This window comes from Methylobacterium sp. Leaf85 (assembly GCF_001422125.1).
GTDB classification, from domain to species: Bacteria; Pseudomonadota; Alphaproteobacteria; order Rhizobiales; family Beijerinckiaceae; genus Methylobacterium; species Methylobacterium bullatum.
This window is the reverse complement of sequence record NZ_LMME01000023.1, coordinates 196161-211823: the sequence shown is the minus strand read 5'-3', so window position 1 is coordinate 211823 and position 15663 is coordinate 196161. Positions and strand designations below refer to the sequence as shown.

At 66.9% G+C, this 15663-nt stretch carries 15 protein-coding genes; 9 read left to right on the top strand and 6 right to left on the bottom strand.

Features of this window, described 5'->3' with window-relative positions; genetic code table 11:
- Positions 1–67: 67 nt before the first annotated feature.
- Positions 68–589, top strand: a complete 522-nt coding sequence (locus tag ASF08_RS13205; protein ID WP_018042389.1) for a hypothetical protein — start codon at positions 68–70, stop codon at positions 587–589.
- Here ASF08_RS13205 and moaB read toward each other — a convergent pair whose 3' ends face one another.
- From moaB to ASF08_RS13190, 3 genes are all read right to left on the bottom strand, one after another.
- A complete protein-coding gene (gene moaB, locus ASF08_RS13200; protein ID WP_018042388.1) occupies positions 590–1147 on the bottom strand; it encodes a molybdenum cofactor biosynthesis protein B in 558 nt (185 codons plus the stop codon).
- 173 nt (positions 1148–1320) lie between these two features.
- Positions 1321–2229 carry a KPN_02809 family neutral zinc metallopeptidase gene (gene ypfJ, locus ASF08_RS13195; protein WP_018042387.1) on the bottom strand — a complete coding sequence of 303 codons (909 nt, stop codon included), beginning with the start codon at positions 2227–2229 and terminating at the stop codon, positions 1321–1323.
- 131 nt (positions 2230–2360) lie between these two features.
- Positions 2361–3290, bottom strand: a complete 930-nt coding sequence (locus ASF08_RS13190; RefSeq protein ID WP_056145984.1) for a uracil-DNA glycosylase — start codon at positions 3288–3290, stop codon at positions 2361–2363.
- A 220-nt stretch (positions 3291–3510) separates the two neighbouring features.
- Between ASF08_RS13190 and ASF08_RS13185 the strand changes: the two genes are divergently transcribed.
- The 3 genes from ASF08_RS13185 (at position 3511) to ASF08_RS13175 (ending at position 8112) form a co-directional block, all read left to right on the top strand.
- A complete protein-coding gene (locus tag ASF08_RS13185; protein ID WP_056145980.1) occupies positions 3511–5163 on the top strand; it encodes an electron transfer flavoprotein-ubiquinone oxidoreductase in 1653 nt (550 codons plus the stop codon).
- 126 nt (positions 5164–5289) lie between these two features.
- Entirely contained in the window at positions 5290–7146 is a 1857-nt protein-coding gene (locus ASF08_RS13180; protein WP_056145976.1) for a tetratricopeptide repeat protein, read from the top strand.
- A 90-nt stretch (positions 7147–7236) separates the two neighbouring features.
- Positions 7237–8112, top strand: coding sequence for a 4-(cytidine 5'-diphospho)-2-C-methyl-D-erythritol kinase (locus ASF08_RS13175; RefSeq protein ID WP_056145974.1), 876 nt, complete (start codon positions 7237–7239; stop codon positions 8110–8112).
- A 41-nt stretch (positions 8113–8153) separates the two neighbouring features.
- On the opposite strand, the gene ASF08_RS13170 is transcribed toward ASF08_RS13175, so the two are convergent.
- Positions 8154–9176 (bottom strand): polyprenyl synthetase family protein, encoded by a 1023-nt coding sequence (locus ASF08_RS13170; protein ID WP_018042382.1) that lies wholly within the window; start codon positions 9174–9176, stop codon positions 8154–8156.
- A 206-nt stretch (positions 9177–9382) separates the two neighbouring features.
- Between ASF08_RS13170 and ASF08_RS13165 the strand changes: the two genes are divergently transcribed.
- Together ASF08_RS13165 and ASF08_RS13160 are read left to right on the top strand one after the other, a co-directional pair.
- A complete protein-coding gene (locus tag ASF08_RS13165) occupies positions 9383–9607 on the top strand; it encodes a putative signal transducing protein (protein WP_018042381.1) in 225 nt (74 codons plus the stop codon).
- Positions 9600–10379, top strand: a complete 780-nt coding sequence (locus ASF08_RS13160) for a tRNA1(Val) (adenine(37)-N6)-methyltransferase (protein ID WP_056145971.1) — start codon at positions 9600–9602, stop codon at positions 10377–10379. The genes ASF08_RS13165 and ASF08_RS13160 overlap by 8 nt, the downstream gene beginning before the upstream one ends.
- A 59-nt stretch (positions 10380–10438) precedes the next feature.
- Here ASF08_RS13160 and ASF08_RS24130 read toward each other — a convergent pair whose 3' ends face one another.
- Positions 10439–10798, bottom strand: coding sequence for a hypothetical protein (locus ASF08_RS24130; RefSeq protein WP_082473200.1), 360 nt, complete (start codon positions 10796–10798; stop codon positions 10439–10441).
- Positions 10799–11004: 206 nt separating this feature from the next.
- Between ASF08_RS24130 and ASF08_RS13155 the strand changes: the two genes are divergently transcribed.
- Positions 11005–11883, top strand: coding sequence for a S49 family peptidase (locus tag ASF08_RS13155; protein WP_056145967.1), 879 nt, complete (start codon positions 11005–11007; stop codon positions 11881–11883).
- A 4-nt stretch (positions 11884–11887) separates the two neighbouring features.
- Here the strand turns inward: ASF08_RS13155 and ASF08_RS13150 are convergent, their stop codons facing one another.
- Positions 11888–12142: a hypothetical protein gene (locus tag ASF08_RS13150; protein ID WP_056145963.1), complete on the bottom strand. Its 255-nt coding sequence runs from the start codon at positions 12140–12142 to the stop codon at positions 11888–11890.
- Positions 12143–12358: 216 nt separating this feature from the next.
- Between ASF08_RS13150 and ASF08_RS13145 the strand changes: the two genes are divergently transcribed.
- Together ASF08_RS13145 and glyS are read left to right on the top strand one after the other, a co-directional pair.
- Positions 12359–13306, top strand: coding sequence for a glycine--tRNA ligase subunit alpha (locus ASF08_RS13145; RefSeq protein WP_018042376.1), 948 nt, complete (start codon positions 12359–12361; stop codon positions 13304–13306).
- A gap of 136 nt (positions 13307–13442) precedes the next feature.
- The gene (gene glyS / locus ASF08_RS13140; RefSeq protein WP_056145960.1) at positions 13443–15620 is read left to right on the top strand and encodes a glycine--tRNA ligase subunit beta; all 2178 of its coding nucleotides are present in this window, start codon (positions 13443–13445) and stop codon (positions 15618–15620) included.
- Positions 15621–15663: the final 43 nt, after the last annotated feature.

Sequence of the window (15663 nt, the reverse complement as noted above, 5' to 3'; positions counted from 1 at the left end):
GCGGGTTCTCGTCGTTGTTTCGGCGCCATCCGGCTTTCTCCGGGCCGAAAATACGGTATGCGCGCGCATGATTTCGGCTCTGATCCATGTAGCGATGCCGGTCGGCCCCGATGCGGTCGACCAGCTCGCCGATACTCTGGGGGCTCTCGTCGAGGGCGTTGCCGCCGGGCTCGTCGGCGACGCGGTCATCATCGCCCCCGCCCATGATGCTGCAATCGATGCCGTGGCCGAGGCCACCGGCGCGACCTTCGTCGTCCGTTCGGGCGGTACGCCGCCCTGGTCGGAGGGGGCGAGGGCCGCGCGGCGGGAATGGGTCCTGTGCCTCGAGGCCGGTGACGTGCCGGCCGAGGGCTGGATCCGCACCATCGATCGGTTCATCGGGACGGCCCGGCCGGAGATGGTCCTCGGGCGCCTGCGCCGACCCCATGCGGGATTGCCGTCGCGCCTTGCGGCACAGGGCGAGTCCGTCATCGGCGTGCGCACGCCGCGCGCCGGAGACCTCGTACGCCGGGACCGCCTCATCGCGAGCGCCGTCTTCTCGACCCGCCTGCATCCCCGGCGGGTGAACGTGCGGCTGAACCGAGGGTAATCAGACCGGGATCGAGGCGCCGCGCCGCAGGTGTTCGTCCAGGCGCGGCATGATCTCGACGAAGTTGCAGGGCCGGTGTCGATAGTCGAGTTGCGCGGCGAGGATGCCGTCCCACGCATCGCGGCACGCGCCCGGTGAACCGGGCAGGACGAACACGAAGGTGGCGTTCGCGAGCCCCGCCGTGGCTCGTGACTGCAGGGTGGACGTCCCGATCTTGTCGTAGGAGATGCGGTGGAAGACCGCCGAGAATCCGTCCATCCGCTTCTCGAAGAGCGGCTCGATCGCTTCGGGTGTCACATCGCGTCCGGTGAAGCCCGTGCCGCCCGTGGTGATCACCACGTCGACAGCCGGGTCCCGCGTCCAGGATTCCACCTGAGCGCGGATCGCGACGACCTCGTCGGGGACGATGGCGCGGCCGGCGAGGCTATGCCCGGCCGCGACGAGCCGTTCGCACAGCGTGTCGCCGGAACGATCGTCCTCGGCGACACGGGTGTCGGAGACGGTCAGCACCGCGATGGAGAGCGGGATGAAGCTACGGGTCTTGTCTGCGGCGACCATGGCTGACGGCTCTCGGCTCGGCGGTACCGACCGGTTCTAGCCGCGAATGGGGCGGCAGGTCGATCCCGCCACCCCTTGGGTGCTACACCGCCCCGGCTGACGCGCGATGGCCTTCGCCCGAAGTCGGTCGGGAGGGACGCGATGCCGCGTCTGGTTGCTTTACCGGCGCTGGGTCAGTTCCGGGCCGCCCTGAAAGTGTCGCAGGACTTGGTCTGGCCGCTCTTGTAACCTGTCATGAACCACCGCATCCGCTGGTCGGACGAACCGTGCGTGAAGGAATCCGGCACGGCGTAGCCCTGGGACTGCTTCTGAAGTTTGTCGTCGCCGATGGCGCTGGCCGCCTGCATGGCCTCCTCGATGTCGCCCGGCTCCAGGGAGTTGTACTTGTCGTTGGAGTTCTTGGCCCAGACGCCCGCCAGGCAATCGGCCATCAGCTCGACGCGAACGGAGAGCTGGTTCGACTCGACCTTGCTGGATGCGGCTTGTTGACGACCCTGAACCTTGCCCAGGATGCCAAGTTCGTCCTGCACGTGGTGGCCGACCTCATGGGCGATGACATAGGCATAGGCGAAATCGCCCTTCACCCCGAACTTCTGCTCCATCTCCTTGAAGAACGACGTGTCGAGGTAAATCTTCTTGTCGAGCGGGCAATAGAATGGCCCCATGGCCGCCTGCGCCGAGCCGCAGCCGCTGCGCGTACCGCCTTTGTAGAGCACCATGCCGGTGGGGCGGTACTGCTTACCGGTCTGGTTGGGCAGAATTTCCTTCCACACATCTTCGGTGTTGCCGAGAATCGCGGCCGCGAAGCGTCCGCTTTCGTCCGTAGGTTTGGTGTTGCGTTGCGCCTGCGTCTGCGGGTCGACCCGCTCCTGGCGCGGCTGTCCGCCGCCGCTCATCTGCTCGGCGCCGCCGATCAGGATGGCGGGGTTGATGCCGGTGACCCAGCCGATGATGCAGAGGATGACGATCGTGCCGATGCCGAGCCCACCGGCACCGCCGCCGGGAAAGCCGCCGCCGCCTCCGCCACCCTCGCCCCGGCGGTCCTCGACATTGTCCGAAGAGCGGAAATCTTCCCAGCGCATGATCTCGTCACCCTTCGTGGCGTGGACTCAACCCAAACCCGGCCGCCCAACGCATCTCTGTCTTGAGCCTCGTGTGCCCGAACTAATACGGCGGTGAAAGATACGGTTCCGCTTGGCCCACGCCTTTCGCCCTACGCCTTGCCGTCCAGTATCGCCCGCAACAGGCGGAAATCGCGCCAGGCCAAGCGCTTCTGCAGGGGCTGACGCAGGAGATAGGCCGGGTGCAGGGTGGCCAGCGCCTTCACCTCCCGGTCGCCCACCCGATAGGGATAGAACCGTCCGCGCGCCTTCAGAATGCCGTCCTTCGTGCCGGTGATCGCCTGCGTCGCCGGGCTGCCGAGGCAGACGATGACATCCGGATCGGCGAGTTCGATCTGGCGTTCGATGAACGGCTTGCAGATCGACACCTCCTGCGGGGTCGGATTGCGGTTTCCCGGCGGCCGCCACGGCACGATGTTGGTCACGTAGGCTTTCGTCCGGTCGAGGCCGATCGCCGCCATCATCCGGTCGAGAAGCTGGCCCGAGCGGCCCATGAACGGCTTGCCGACGCGGTCCTCGTCGGCGCCAGGGGCCTCGCCGATGAACATCAGTTTCGACGCCGGGTTGCCGTCGGCGAAGACGAGGTTCTTGGCGGTGAACTTCAGAGGGCATCCGTCGAAATCGGCGAGCAGCGCTTCCAGCTCTTCGAGGGTAGCGACATCCCTCGCCCTCGCCCTCGCATCGCCCGCGGCTTCGCCGGGTTTGGACGCTGCGGATTGCCCGTAAGTTCGTGCCGGCGATGTGGCGAGCGCCTCGCCGCGCGGCGGCAATTCGCGACGGGGGGGCACGGGATCCGCCTGCGGCCGCTCCCGAGGGGCGGAGATTTGTGAGGGACGATCAAGGGGGGGCAGGTCGTGCGTTGGCAAGCCGTGCCGCGCCGGTGCCGGGCGCCAGGGTGACGTCTCCTCGACTTCGGAGAAGCGGTCGTGCGGCCGTTCGTCAAGGCAGAGATCGACACCGGCTTCCACGTGGAAGTCCAGTTCGGCGATCACGTCGCGCTGATGGTCGGGACCTTGGCTCATGGTTCTCGATGTGGACCCTGACGGGCCTGTGGACAACACTTCGCCGGACACGTTACGCGGCCATTGGAACGGCGGCGAGACGGCTCAGACCATGCTGAGACCATTGGCAGGCTTGCGTTCCCAGCTTGGAATCGGTTGAGAGTGTTCGCAATCATAACATCGCGCACGCGCTGACCGGTCTCGATCGGTCCAGGCTGGGGCGGCAGGAGGAGTTCACAGGATGGCGTTGCCGGAACGCGAGGGTATGGATTTCGACGTGGTGATCGTCGGCGCGGGGCCCGCCGGCCTCGCCGCTGCGATCCGCCTCAAGCAGATCGCCGCCGATCTTGCCGTCGTGGTGGTCGAGAAGGGGTCCGAAGTCGGCGCGCACATCCTCTCCGGCGCGGTGATCGATCCGCTCGGGCTGGACCGCCTGCTTCCCGAGTGGCGCCAGGACGAAGCCCGGCCGCTCAAGACCGAGGTCGAGCGTGACGAGTTCCTGTTCCTCACCAAGAACAGCGGCATCTCGCTGCCGAACTTCGCCTTCCCGAAATTCATGTCGAACCACGGCAATTTCGTCGGCTCGCTCTCGAACGTGACGAAGTATCTCGGTGCCAAGGCCGAGGAGCTCGGCGTCGAAATCTATCCCGGTTTCCCGGCCTCGGAAGTGCTCTACGACGATGCCGGCACGGTCATCGGCGTGGCCACCGGCGATCTCGGCATCGGAAAATCCGGTGAGCCGCGCGACGATTACACCCGCGGCATGGAGTTGCGCGGAAAGTACACGATCTTCGGCGAGGGAGCGCGCGGCTCGCTCACCAAGACGCTGATCGACCGCTTCCAGCTCAACCGGGACAGCGACCACCAGAAATACGGATTGGGCGTCAAGGAGCTCTGGCAGCTGAAGCCCGAGACGTTCGAGCCCGGTCTCGTGCGCCATACCATGGGCTGGCCGCTCTCCAACAAGACCGGCGGCGGTTCCTGGCTCTATCATTTCGACGACCACCTGCTCTCGGTCGGTTTCGTCACGCACCTGAACTACGAGAACCCGACCCTGTCGCCGTTCGAGGAATTCCAACGTTTCAAGACCCACCCGATGATCCGCGACGTGTTCGAGGGCGCCAAGCGCATCGGCTACGGCGCACGCGCCATCATGGAGGGCGGCTGGCAATCGGTGCCGAAGCTCGTCTTCCCCGGCGGCTGCCTCGTCGGCTGCTCGGCCGGCTTCGTCAACGTGCCGCGCATCAAGGGGTCGCACAACGCCGTTCTCTCCGGCATGCAGGCGGCCGAGGCCATCGCCGCCGCCCTCGCCGCCGGCCGACAGGGCGACGAGCTGACCGATTACGAGGCCGGTTGGCGCGACAGCGACATCGGTCGCGATCTCAAGCGCGTGCGCAACGTCAAGCCGCTCTGGTCGAAATACGGCACGCTCGTGGGTGTGGGTCTGGGCGGCCTCGACATGTGGTCGCAGACGATCCTCGACGCCTCACCCTTCGGCACGCTCAAGCACGGCAAGCCGGATCACGCCGCCACGAAGCCGATCTCGGAGGTGACGCCGATCGTCTACCCGAAGCCCGACGGCAAATTGACCTTCGACCGGCTCTCCTCGGTCTATCTCTCGAACACCAATCACGAGGAGGACCAGCCGCCGCATCTCAACGTCAAGGACGCGGCGCTCCAGAAGTCCTCGGAGCACGACGTCTACGGCGGCCCCTCGGCGCGGTACTGCCCGGCGGGCGTCTACGAATGGGTGCAGGAGGGCAATCGCGTCCGCTACCAGATCAACGCGCAGAACTGCGTCCACTGCAAGACCTGCGATATCAAGGACCCCAACCAGAACATCAACTGGGTGACGCCGGAGGGTCCGGGCGGGCCGAACTACCCCAACATGTGAGGACGCACCGGACCCTAAGTGCCCGCCATCCTTTCGCCTTGCGAGGATGGCGGGAAGAGTTCAGTGTCCCCGCCCGATCGGCATCGGTCCCTGACGGACGATGCGCTACAAACGCGACTGGTGCCCATGAACGGAAACGCCGCGACCCGCCGGACCCTCTCGGCTCTCGCCCTGTGCCTCGCCGCCTCAGTGGCGACGTCGGTCACGGCCCTGGCCGCCCAGCCTCGGGAATCCGCCCCGGTGACGGAATACGAGCCGGCCGAGTCGCTGGAAGGCAACTTCCTGTCCGCTTATATCGCCGGCGCCTCCAAGGACACCTCCGCCGCGGCGAGCTTCTACCGCGAGGCGGTGAAGGCCGACCCACGCAATGCCGAATTGCTCGAACGCGCCTTCGTGTCGCTGCTCGCCGACGGCGCTCTGCCCGACGCCTTCCGTGCGGCCGAGCGCCTCACCGCCCGCGACGGATCGAACGGCCTCGCCCAGCTCAGCCTCGGGGTCCGCCAGATCAAGGCCGGCCAGTTCGCGCAGGCCCGTCAGAACTTCGCCCGCAGCGGACGGGGTGCCGCGGCCGATCTCACCAGCACCCTCCTGACCGCCTGGGCCTATGCCGGTGCCAATGACGGCAAGCGCGCCCTCGAAGTGGTGAACAAGCTGAAGGGCGAGCGCTCCTACAACACCTTCCGCGACTTCCATGCCGGGTTGATCGCCAACCTCGTCGGCGATCAGGCGGAAGCGGAGCGCCGGCTCAAGGCTGCGTACGACGCGGACCCGAACACGCTGCGCATCGTCGATGCCTATGCCCGGTTCGAAGCGCAGGCCGGTCGGACGGACCTGGCGATCCAGGCCTACACGACCTTCGATCAGCTGCTGCCGCGTCACCCGATCGTGCGTGACGCCCTCGACAAGCTCAAGGCCGGCAAGCCCCTGACCCGCCTGGTCAACACGGCACAGGAAGGCGCCGGCGAGGTGCTCTACGGGCTCGGCTCGGCCGGATCGACCCAGGGCGACGAGTTGCCCGCCGTGGTCTATCTGCGCCTCGCCCTCTATCTCGCCCCCGAACACGCCCTCGCCCGCCTCACCCTCGCCGATACGCTCGACCGGATGAAGCAGACCGAGCGCGCCAACGACGCCTATGCGCAGATGCCGGCAACCTCGCCGCTGAAGCTCAATGCCGACATCCAGATCGGCCTCAATCTCGAGCAGCTCGGCAAGGGCGAGGAGGCGACCCAGCTCCTCGACGCCGCCATGAAGGAGCATCCCGACAGCATCGACGTTGTGACCGCCCTCGGCAACGTGCAGCGCTCGCGCAAGAAATACGAGGAGGCGGCGGCCACCTACAGCCGGGCCATCGAACTCATCGGCAAGCAGCCAGCCGCCAATTACTGGACGACGTTCTACTTCCGCGGCACCGCCTACGAGCGGGCCAAGCAATGGCCGAAGGCCGAGGCCGACCTCAAGAAGGCCCTGGAACTGGTCCCGCCGAACCAGCCGGCGGCGCGGGCGCAGGTGCTCAACTACCTCGCCTATTCCTGGGTCGACCAGAACATGAATATCGACGAGGCCTTCACCATGCTGAAGCAGGCCGTCGATGCGAGCCCGCGAGACGGCATGATCATCGACAGCCTCGGCTGGGCCTATTTCCGCCTCGGTCGCTACGACGACGCAGTGCGCGAGTTGGAGAAGGCCATCGAGCTCAAGCCCGGCGACCCGACTATCAACGACCATCTCGGCGATGCCTATTGGCGTTCGGGACGGCGGCTCGAAGGCAAGTTCCAGTGGCAGCACGCCAAGGACCTGAACCCGGAGCCGGACGATCTCGTCAAGATCAACGCCAAGCTCAAGGACGGCTTGCCGGAACTTGAGAAGCCCGCCGCTACCGCCGAGAATCCTCCCGAGGCGGAGAAGGTGAATCCCGATCTGCCCAAGGGCGCTCCGGCTCCGAGCGAGCCCCCCGGCGCGGCCGACAAGAAGACCGGCGGCTGAGACCCGGCTTGACGGGTGGGGGATCGCGGGGCCAGACCGGCCGCGCATTCCCGCGGTCGACAGACCCGCCCCTCTCCGACAGAGCAAGCCGTGCCCATCCTCGTCACCCGCGCTCCGGCGAAGATCAATCTGACCCTCCACGTCCTCGGCCGTCGTGAGGGGGATGGCTATCACGAGCTCGAAAGCCTCGTGGCCTTCACCGGTTCGGGGGATACGCTGAGCCTGCAGCCCGGCGGCGAGCTGACCCTCGACGTTTCAGGACCCACCGCCGGGCCGGCCGGTCTCCTCGACGACAACCTCGTGATCCGCGCCGCTCGAGGGCTGACCAAGGCGATCCCCGGCCTTCGTATCGGTGGCTTCCACCTCATCAAGCGCCTGCCCGTGGCGGCAGGGATCGGCGGCGGCTCGTCGGATGCGGCCGCAGCCCTGCGGCTGCTGGTGCGCCTCAACGACCTTTCCCTCGATCACCCCGCTGTCGTCGAGGCCGCCCGCGCCACCGGGGCGGACGTTCCCGTCTGCCTGGATCCACGCGGCCGGATGATGCGCGGTGCCGGCGAGGATGTCGGGCCGGCGCTGGGTTTTGCGCCTTTGCCGGCCGTGCTGATCAATCCCGGCGTGCCGGTCGCCACCGCGCCGGTCTTCAAGGCGCTGGGGCTGACGGTGGGGCAGCGCCATGCCGGCGAGGTCCACCCGATCCTCGCGCGAGGCCTTGGCTACGACGAGATACTGGCGGCGGTGACGCCGGCTCGCAACGATCTGGAAGCGCCGGCGCTCACGGTCGCCCCCGTCATCGCCGATACGCTCACGGCCCTGCGCGACCAACCGGGATGCCGGCTCGCCCGCATGTCCGGCTCCGGTGCTACGGTCTTCGGCTTGTTCGCCACCCGATCCGATGCGGTTCGGGCGGCTGCCGCCATCCGCGCGATGCAGCCATCCTGGTGGGTCCGAGCCGCCTTACTACGGTGACGGCCTTCCCTGCCCGGCTCGCGTGACGAGCCGGGATCGGATCAGTGAGCCCGGGCGATGCAGAAATCCACCACCTGCAGCAGCGCCGACTTCATCGGCCCGTTGGGGAACAGCGCCAGGGCATCGCGGGCGATGGCGCCGTAATGGCGCGCCCGGTCGATCGTGTCCTCCAGGGCCCGGTGTTTCCGCAGGATGGCGAGGGCCGTGTCGAGATCGGACTCTTCGACCCGACCGTCCTGGAGTGTACGACGCCAGAAGGTCCGCTCCTCCTCGCTGCCCCGCCGGAAGGCCAGGACGATCGGCAGGGTGATCTTCCCCTCGCGAAAGTCGTCGCCGACATTCTTCCCCATGGAGGCACTGGTGCCGCCGTAGTCGAGAACGTCGTCGATCAACTGGAAGGCGATCCCGAGATTCATGCCATAGGAGCGGCACGCCGCCTGCTCCGCCCGCGGGCGGTCGGCGATCACCGGGCCGACCTCGCAGGCGGCGGCGAACAATTCCGCGGTCTTGGCCCGGATCACGGCGAGATACTCGTCCTCGGAGGTCTCGGTGTTCTTGGCGGCAGTGAGCTGCATCACCTCGCCCTCGGCGATGACGGTCGCGGCGGCCGAGAGGATGTCGAGGGCGCGCAGCGAACCGACCTCCACCATCATTCGGAAGGCCTGGCCGAGGAGGAAATCACCGACGAGCACGCTCGCCTCGTTGCCCCACTTGATCCGTGCCGCGACGCGGCCGCGCCGCATGTCGCTCTCGTCCACCACGTCGTCATGCAGAAGGGTCGCCGTGTGCATGAACTCGACGCTGGCGGCGAGCTTCACCGCGCCATCCCCGGCCCCGTATCCGCAGAGATCGGCGGTGGCGAGGGTGAGGATGGGGCGCAGGCGCTTGCCCCCGGAGGCGATGAGGTGGTTGGCCACCTCCGGAATCATCGCGACGTCGGACCCGGTCCGCGACAGGATGGTCGCGTTCACGCGTTCCATCCCCTTGGCGACCAGGGCCACAAGATCGTTCAGGCTCGACTCCGGATCGGAGCGGCCCTCATCGAAGGAAACGACGACACCCAAACGCGATGCCTCCCGAGCTTTTCACACCGGGCAGATTCCGGCGGCGTACCCGCCGCTCGGGCCGATCCGCTCGACCGGGCAATCTCCCGTGACCAACATCCACGCGGGCACCCCTTCGCATGCGCGCCGAGGCGCTGCAACATCCCGCGTTTCTCCTTGTATACAAAGGGCGGCGGCGGGAAGCCGCCGATGAGGCGGGTGGACGCATGAGAGAGCTGATCCGGAGCAACGACATCGTCCTCATGGGCTTTGCCGAGTCGCTGCTGCAGGGGGCGGATATCCCGGTCCTGATCGCCGACACACATATGAGCCTGCTCGAAGGCTCGATCGGCGCGTTCGCCCGCCGTCTGCTCGTGCCCGACGATCATGCGTCCGATGCGCGACGGCTGCTGGAGGATGCCGGTCTGGCGCACGAACTACGCGATGCGTGATGTGAGCATCGAGAAGGCGGTCCCCGAGGCCGCGACCGCCGATCTGTGGCTCGGCGGCCGTCTTCGCCTTTATCAGCCGCCGCGCGGGGACCATCGCGCCGGCACGGACGCGGTGCTCCTGAGCCGAGCCGTGAGGCCGCCACCGGGGGCGGTCGTCATCGATGTCGGCGCGGCCACCGGGGCGGTGGGGCTGGCGGTGGCCACCTACGAGGCGGCGGCGAAGGTCATCCTGGTGGAGCGTGACCTGGACCTCGTCGCCCTCGCGGCGAGGAACATCGACGGGAACGGCCTCGATGGCCGGGTCGGGGTGACCGCCGCCGACATTCTCTCGGTCGAGAGCCGGAGGGCAGCCGGCCTATCGTCGAACATGGCGGATCTGGTCCTGACCAACCCGCCCTTTTTCGAATCGCGGCGCCACAGGCCATCGCCGATCCCGGGAAGGGCCTCGGCCCATACGTTTTCCGGCGGTGATCTCGAAGCCTGGATCAAATCCTGTCTCGACCTCCTGAAGCCGGGCGGGACGCTCGGCCTCGTGCATCGCGCCGATGCCCTGCCGGATTGCCTCGCCGCCCTGCAGAGGCGCTTCGGAGGGATCGTCGCGAGGCCGGTCCAGGCTCGAATCGAGCGCCCCGCGATCCGGGTGTTGGTGACGGGCATCAAGGGAAGCCGTGCGCCGTTCACTCTGGCGCCTTCCCTCATCCTGCAGGAAGCCGATGGCGCGATGACGCCGGAGGCGGATGCACTTCACCGCGGGCTGTCCTGGCCACCCTGATGATCTTCGCGGCGAGGAAGGACTTCCTCGCCGCGAACCGCTTGTTTCAGAGCATCTGCTCAGTAGAACCGGCGCCAGTGATGATGGCGGCGGTGCCAGTGATGGCGATGCCAGTGATGACGCCGGTGCCAATAAGGCCTGCGCCATCCATAGGCCGGACGGTGGTAGCCATAGATCGGGCGGTAGTAGCGCGGCCGCCAGTAGTGCCGGCGGTAGCCGTAATGCGGACGGTGCCAGTGATGCCGGCGGTACCAGTGGTGCCGGCGGTGCCGACGCCAATGCGCCTTCTCCACGAGTTCCGTTCCGGCGGTTCCCGCGACGGCAGCGATGGGTAGCGGCGCCGCGCGTGCCTGGGACAGGGACCCGTAGGCCCCTCCCAGCACCCCGACCAGAACGATCATCCACGTCACGATACGCATGATGGTCAGTCTCCCTGTTTCAGCGGTCCGCATCTCGGTGGCCGTCGGCCGTCGGCCTGCGGCCGAGTGCTGCGATACCGGACGAGTGAAACAGCGAAGCCTGTAAAATGGTTCGATCGTCTCCATTTCGTGGTGTCTGGACCGGAAGCGAGGGCCGTCCCACGCTTCCATGCCGACGACCTCCCCGTTCAACCGAGACGAGACCGATGCCTCTGGCCCTACCGCGCTTCCTTCACCCGCTCGTCCCGAAGGCGTGGCGTGGCCGCAAGCCCATGGTTGCGGTCATCCGCCTCAGCGGTGTCATCGGCGCTGCGTCACCCCTGCGGTCCGGCCTCTCCATGGCGACGGTGGCGTCCAGCCTGGAAAGCGGCTTCGGAATGGCGGGCGTGTCCGCAGTGGCCCTCGTCATCAACTCGCCCGGCGGCTCGCCGGCGCAATCCCACCTCATCCACCGGCGCATCCGCGCGCTCGCCGTGGAGAAGAAGCTGCCCGTCTATGCCTTCGTCGAGGATGTGGCCGCCTCCGGCGGGTACATGATCGCTTGCGCGGCGGATGAGATCATCGCCGATCCGACGTCGCTGATCGGATCGATCGGGGTGGTCTCGGCCGGTTTCGGCTTCGACAAGCTCATCGAACGGATCGGCATCGAGCGTCGCGTCCATACCCAGGGCGAGGCCAAAGCCATGCTCGATCCGTTCCGCCCTGAGAATCCCGAGGACATCGTGCGCCTCAAGGCGATCCAGGCCGACGTGCAGGATCTCTTCACCTCGCTCGTCAGCGAGCGCAGGCCCGCCGTGAGGGCAGGTGGCGAGAACCTTTTCACCGGTGCCGTCTGGACGGGGCGCCAGGCATTGCCCCTGGGGCTGATCGATTCGTTGGGAGACGTGCGAACCACGCTCAGGGCCAGATTCGGAGACAATGTCATTCTGAAGCTGGTCGCCGAGAAGCAGGGGTCATTCATTGGCCGGCTGCTGCGCCGGGCCGTGCCGGGCTCGACCATCACCGGACTCACCGGCAAGGGTCTTGCCGCCGACGCCCTTGCCGTGATCGAGGAGCGCTCCGCCTGGGCACGCTACGGGCTGTGAGAATTCAGCGGAGCGCGACCGTGCAGGCCGAAGACGGTGCACCGTAGCCCGAATAGACCACCCGGACCTTGCGGGTGCAGGTCTCGGTCGCAGCGGGGGCCGGCACGGAGGACACTTCGATCGCCGTCACGGGCGCCGGCATGGCGACGATGTCGGCCTTGTCGGTGGTCGCCAGGGCGTTCGAGGCTCCGACGACGAAGGGCGTAGCGGCCAAAGATGCTGCGAAGAGTGCGGCGAATACAGTGATCGACTTGCGCATGGTCCGACTTCCGCAATGCTTGCCGCTCTTTGCGAGCCGGCTGATCCCTTGATTTGTGCTAAGAACCAGCGACAAGCGGGACAGTTCCGGCGATAAACCCGATCGTGGCGAAAATGTGTGCCGCCGCGCACCCGCATTCGCGGAACGGCTCGGCTTGACTCCGCAAGCCCGCCTCTTAAACGCTGCCGCCCTTTCCCGCTGACCGGAAGCTTCCCCATGTCGAGCGCACAAGCCCTGCCGAGCGCTGTCGATCTCGCACCCAGGACCTCGTTCCAGGGTCTGATCCTGACGCTGCAGAATTTCTGGGCCGCGCAGGGCTGCGTGATCCTCCAGCCCTACGACATGGAAGTGGGGGCCGGCACGTTCCATCCCGCCACCACCCTGCGGGCACTCGGCCCCAAGCCCTGGAAGGCGGCCTATGTCCAGCCCTCGCGACGCCCGAAGGACGGCCGCTACGGCGAGAACCCCAATCGGCTGCAGCACTATTACCAGTTCCAGGTGATCCTGAAGCCGAACCCGCCGAACCTGCAGGAACTCTACCTCGCTTCCCTCGACGCCATCGGCGTCGACCTCAAGCTCCACGACATCCGCTTCGTCGAGGACGATTGGGAGAGCCCGACCTTGGGGGCCTGGGGGCTCGGCTGGGAATGCTGGTGTGACGGCATGGAGGTGAGCCAGTTCACCTATTTCCAGCAGGTCGCCGGGATCGAGTGCGCGCCGGTCGCCGGCGAACTCACCTACGGTCTCGAGCGCCTCGCCATGTATGTCCAGGGCGTCGAGAACGTCTACGACCTGAACTTCAACGGCGGCACGGGCGACGACAAGGTCACCTATGGCGACGTCTTCCTCCAGGCCGAGCAGGAATATTCGCGCCACAATTTCGAGGCGGCGGACACCGCGATGCTGTTCCGCCAGTTCACCGACGCGGAGAAGGCCTGCCGCACCTATCTCGATGCCGGCGCTCCGGAGGATGACGCGGGGCGGCACAGGATGGCGCAGCCGGCCTACGACCAGTGCATCAAGGCGAGCCACGTCTTCAATTTGCTCGACGCCCGCGGCGTCATCTCGGTGACCGAGCGCCAAAGCTACATCCTGCGGGTGCGGGAATTGGCCAAGGCCTGCGGCGCGGCGTGGCTGAAGACGGCGGGTGGCGGCGTGGCATGAAAGGATAGGTAATTTATAGTGATCGGTCATTTTCTGAAAGATACCCAATCACTTCCATACCCTAGCTGACAGATCGATGGCCGCAACAGTCGCGCCAACGACATCCTGACTATCAATTCGGACGCGACCTGAACCCATGCCTGATCTCCTCCTCGAACTGCGCTCCGAAGAGATTCCCGCCCGCATGCAGCGGCGGGCCGCGGAAGACCTGCGGAAGCTCGTCACCGACGCGCTGGTGGAGCGCGGCTTCCTCTACGAGGGCGCCAAGGCTTTCTCCACGCCGCGCCGTCTCGCCCTGCACGTGGCCGGCCTGCCACCACGCGGCAAGGACGCGCGCGAGGAACGCAAGGGGCCTCGCGTCGGCGCGCCGGACGGGGCGATCCAGGGGTTCTTGAAGAGTGCGGGCCTGACGAGTCTCGATCAGGCGACCACCGTCACCGATCCGAAGAAGGGCGAGTTCTACGCTGCCGTGATCGAGCGTCCCGGCCGGGATACGATCGAGGTGCTGGCCGAGATTCTGCCGGCGATCATCAAGAACTTCCCCTGGCCGAAATCCATGCGCTGGGGTGCGGCCTCGGCCCAGCCGGGAAGCCTGCGTTGGGTGCGCCCGCTGCAATCCATCGTGGCGACCTTCGGCCCCGAGACCGAGACACCCGAGATCGTGCCTTTCACGGTGGACGGGATCGCGGCCGGCACCACCACCTACGGACACCGCTTCCTGGCCCCGGACGCCATCGAAGTGCGGCGGTTCGACGATTACATCCAGGCCCTCGAGCGCGCCAAGGTCGTGCTCGACCCGGAGCGGCGCAAGGACATCATCCTGCACGATGCCCGCGACCTCGCTTTCGCGCGCGGCCTTGAACTCGTTGAGGACGAGGGTCTGCTCGACGAGGTCGCCGGCCTCGTGGAATGGCCGGTGGTGCTCCTCGGGACCTTCGATCCGAGCTTCCTCGACATCCCCGCCGAGGCGATCCGCGCCACCATCCGGGCCAACCAGAAGTGCTTCGTGCTCCGCGAGTCCGGCTCCGACACCCTGGCTCCCGCCTTCATCCTGGTCTCGAACCTCGTGGCCAGCGACGGCGGCATCGCGATCACCGGCGGCAACGAGCGCGTGGTGCGCGCCCGCCTCTCGGACGCGAAATTCTTCTGGGAGACCGACAAGGCGATCCGCCTCGAAGACCGGCTGGCGAAACTCGACAGCATCGTTTTCCACGAGAAGCTCGGGACCCAGGGCGAGCGGGTGGCGCGTATCGCGGCGCTTGCGCGCGGCATAGCACCGATCATCGGCGCTGATGTACAACTCTCCAGTCGCGGCGCTCAGCTCGCGAAAGCCGATCTCGTTACCGAGATGGTCGGCGAGTTCCCGGAACTGCAGGGGCTCATAGGCCGCAAATATGCGACGTTGCAGGGCGAGCATCCCAGTGTCTGTGCGGCGTTGGAAGAGCACTACAAACCTGTGGGTCCGTCGGACCGCGTGCCCACCGATCCTGTTTCCGTCGCCGTCGCTTTGGCCGATAAGTTCGATACTCTTGCCGGCTTCTGGTCAATCGATGAGAAGCCCACCGGGAGCAAAGACCCCTATGCACTTCGACGGGCGGCCCTCGGCGTGGTCCGGCTCATTTTGGAGAATGGCCTGCGCCTGAAGCTCCGCGAGAACGTGCTGAAGGACGCTTTCTATGTTCAGAAGAAACGCCACGTCGCCGTCATATCCGTCTCCGGGGATGACGACCGCGATATGGCCGCGCTGGACGCCCACGGGAACCTCGAAGATCCTCTTCCGGCCGATCTCCTCGTTTTCTTCGCAGACCGCCTCAAAGTCTACCTGCGCGACCAGGGCGCCCGCCACGACCTGATCGACGCCGTCTTCGCCCTGTCCGGACAGGACGACCTCCTCATGGTCGTCCGCCGCGTCGAGGCGCTTGGCCAGTTCCTCGAGACGGACAACGGCAAGAATCTACTCGCCGGCTACAAGCGCGCGGCCAACATCCTCCGGATCGAGGAGAAGAAGGACGGGCGCGTCTACGAGGCCGAGCCCGACCGCGCCGCCATCGCGGCTTCCGGCGAGCCGGAGGAACAGGCCCTGTCCGAGGCGCTGGTGGCCGCGCGTGACGCAGCCTCGGCGGCCGTGGCGGCGGAGGATTTTTCGGGGGCCATGCGCGCGCTATCGATCCTGCGCGCGCCGGTGGATGCCTTCTTCGAGAAGGTCATCGTCAACGCGGACGATCCGGCCCTGCGCGAGAACCGCCTCGCTCTGCTCAATGCCCTGCGGGCGGCCACCCGCGAGGTCGCCGATTTCTCGAAGATCGAGGGATAGCCCGTCGCGAGACGCAAGCGGGAGAATTCGGCAATTCAGGATC

Coding starts and splice junctions, on each gene's coding strand:
- ASF08_RS13205 (WP_018042389.1), top strand. CDS start 68: ATGATTTCGGCTCTGATCCATGTAGCGATGCCGGTCGGCCCCGATGCG.
- moaB (WP_018042388.1), bottom strand. CDS start 1,147: ATGGTCGCCGCAGACAAGACCCGTAGCTTCATCCCGCTCTCCATCGCG.
- ypfJ (WP_018042387.1), bottom strand. CDS start 2,229: ATGCGCTGGGAAGATTTCCGCTCTTCGGACAATGTCGAGGACCGCCGG.
- ASF08_RS13190 (WP_056145984.1), bottom strand. CDS start 3,290: ATGAGCCAAGGTCCCGACCATCAGCGCGACGTGATCGCCGAACTGGAC.
- ASF08_RS13185 (WP_056145980.1), top strand. CDS start 3,511: ATGGCGTTGCCGGAACGCGAGGGTATGGATTTCGACGTGGTGATCGTC.
- ASF08_RS13180 (WP_056145976.1), top strand. CDS start 5,290: ATGAACGGAAACGCCGCGACCCGCCGGACCCTCTCGGCTCTCGCCCTG.
- ASF08_RS13165 (WP_018042381.1), top strand. CDS start 9,383: ATGAGAGAGCTGATCCGGAGCAACGACATCGTCCTCATGGGCTTTGCC.
- ASF08_RS13160 (WP_056145971.1), top strand. CDS start 9,600: ATGCGTGATGTGAGCATCGAGAAGGCGGTCCCCGAGGCCGCGACCGCC.
- ASF08_RS24130 (WP_082473200.1), bottom strand. CDS start 10,798: ATGCGTATCGTGACGTGGATGATCGTTCTGGTCGGGGTGCTGGGAGGG.
- ASF08_RS13155 (WP_056145967.1), top strand. CDS start 11,005: ATGCCTCTGGCCCTACCGCGCTTCCTTCACCCGCTCGTCCCGAAGGCG.
- ASF08_RS13150 (WP_056145963.1), bottom strand. CDS start 12,142: ATGCGCAAGTCGATCACTGTATTCGCCGCACTCTTCGCAGCATCTTTG.
- ASF08_RS13145 (WP_018042376.1), top strand. CDS start 12,359: ATGTCGAGCGCACAAGCCCTGCCGAGCGCTGTCGATCTCGCACCCAGG.
- glyS (WP_056145960.1), top strand. CDS start 13,443: ATGCCTGATCTCCTCCTCGAACTGCGCTCCGAAGAGATTCCCGCCCGC.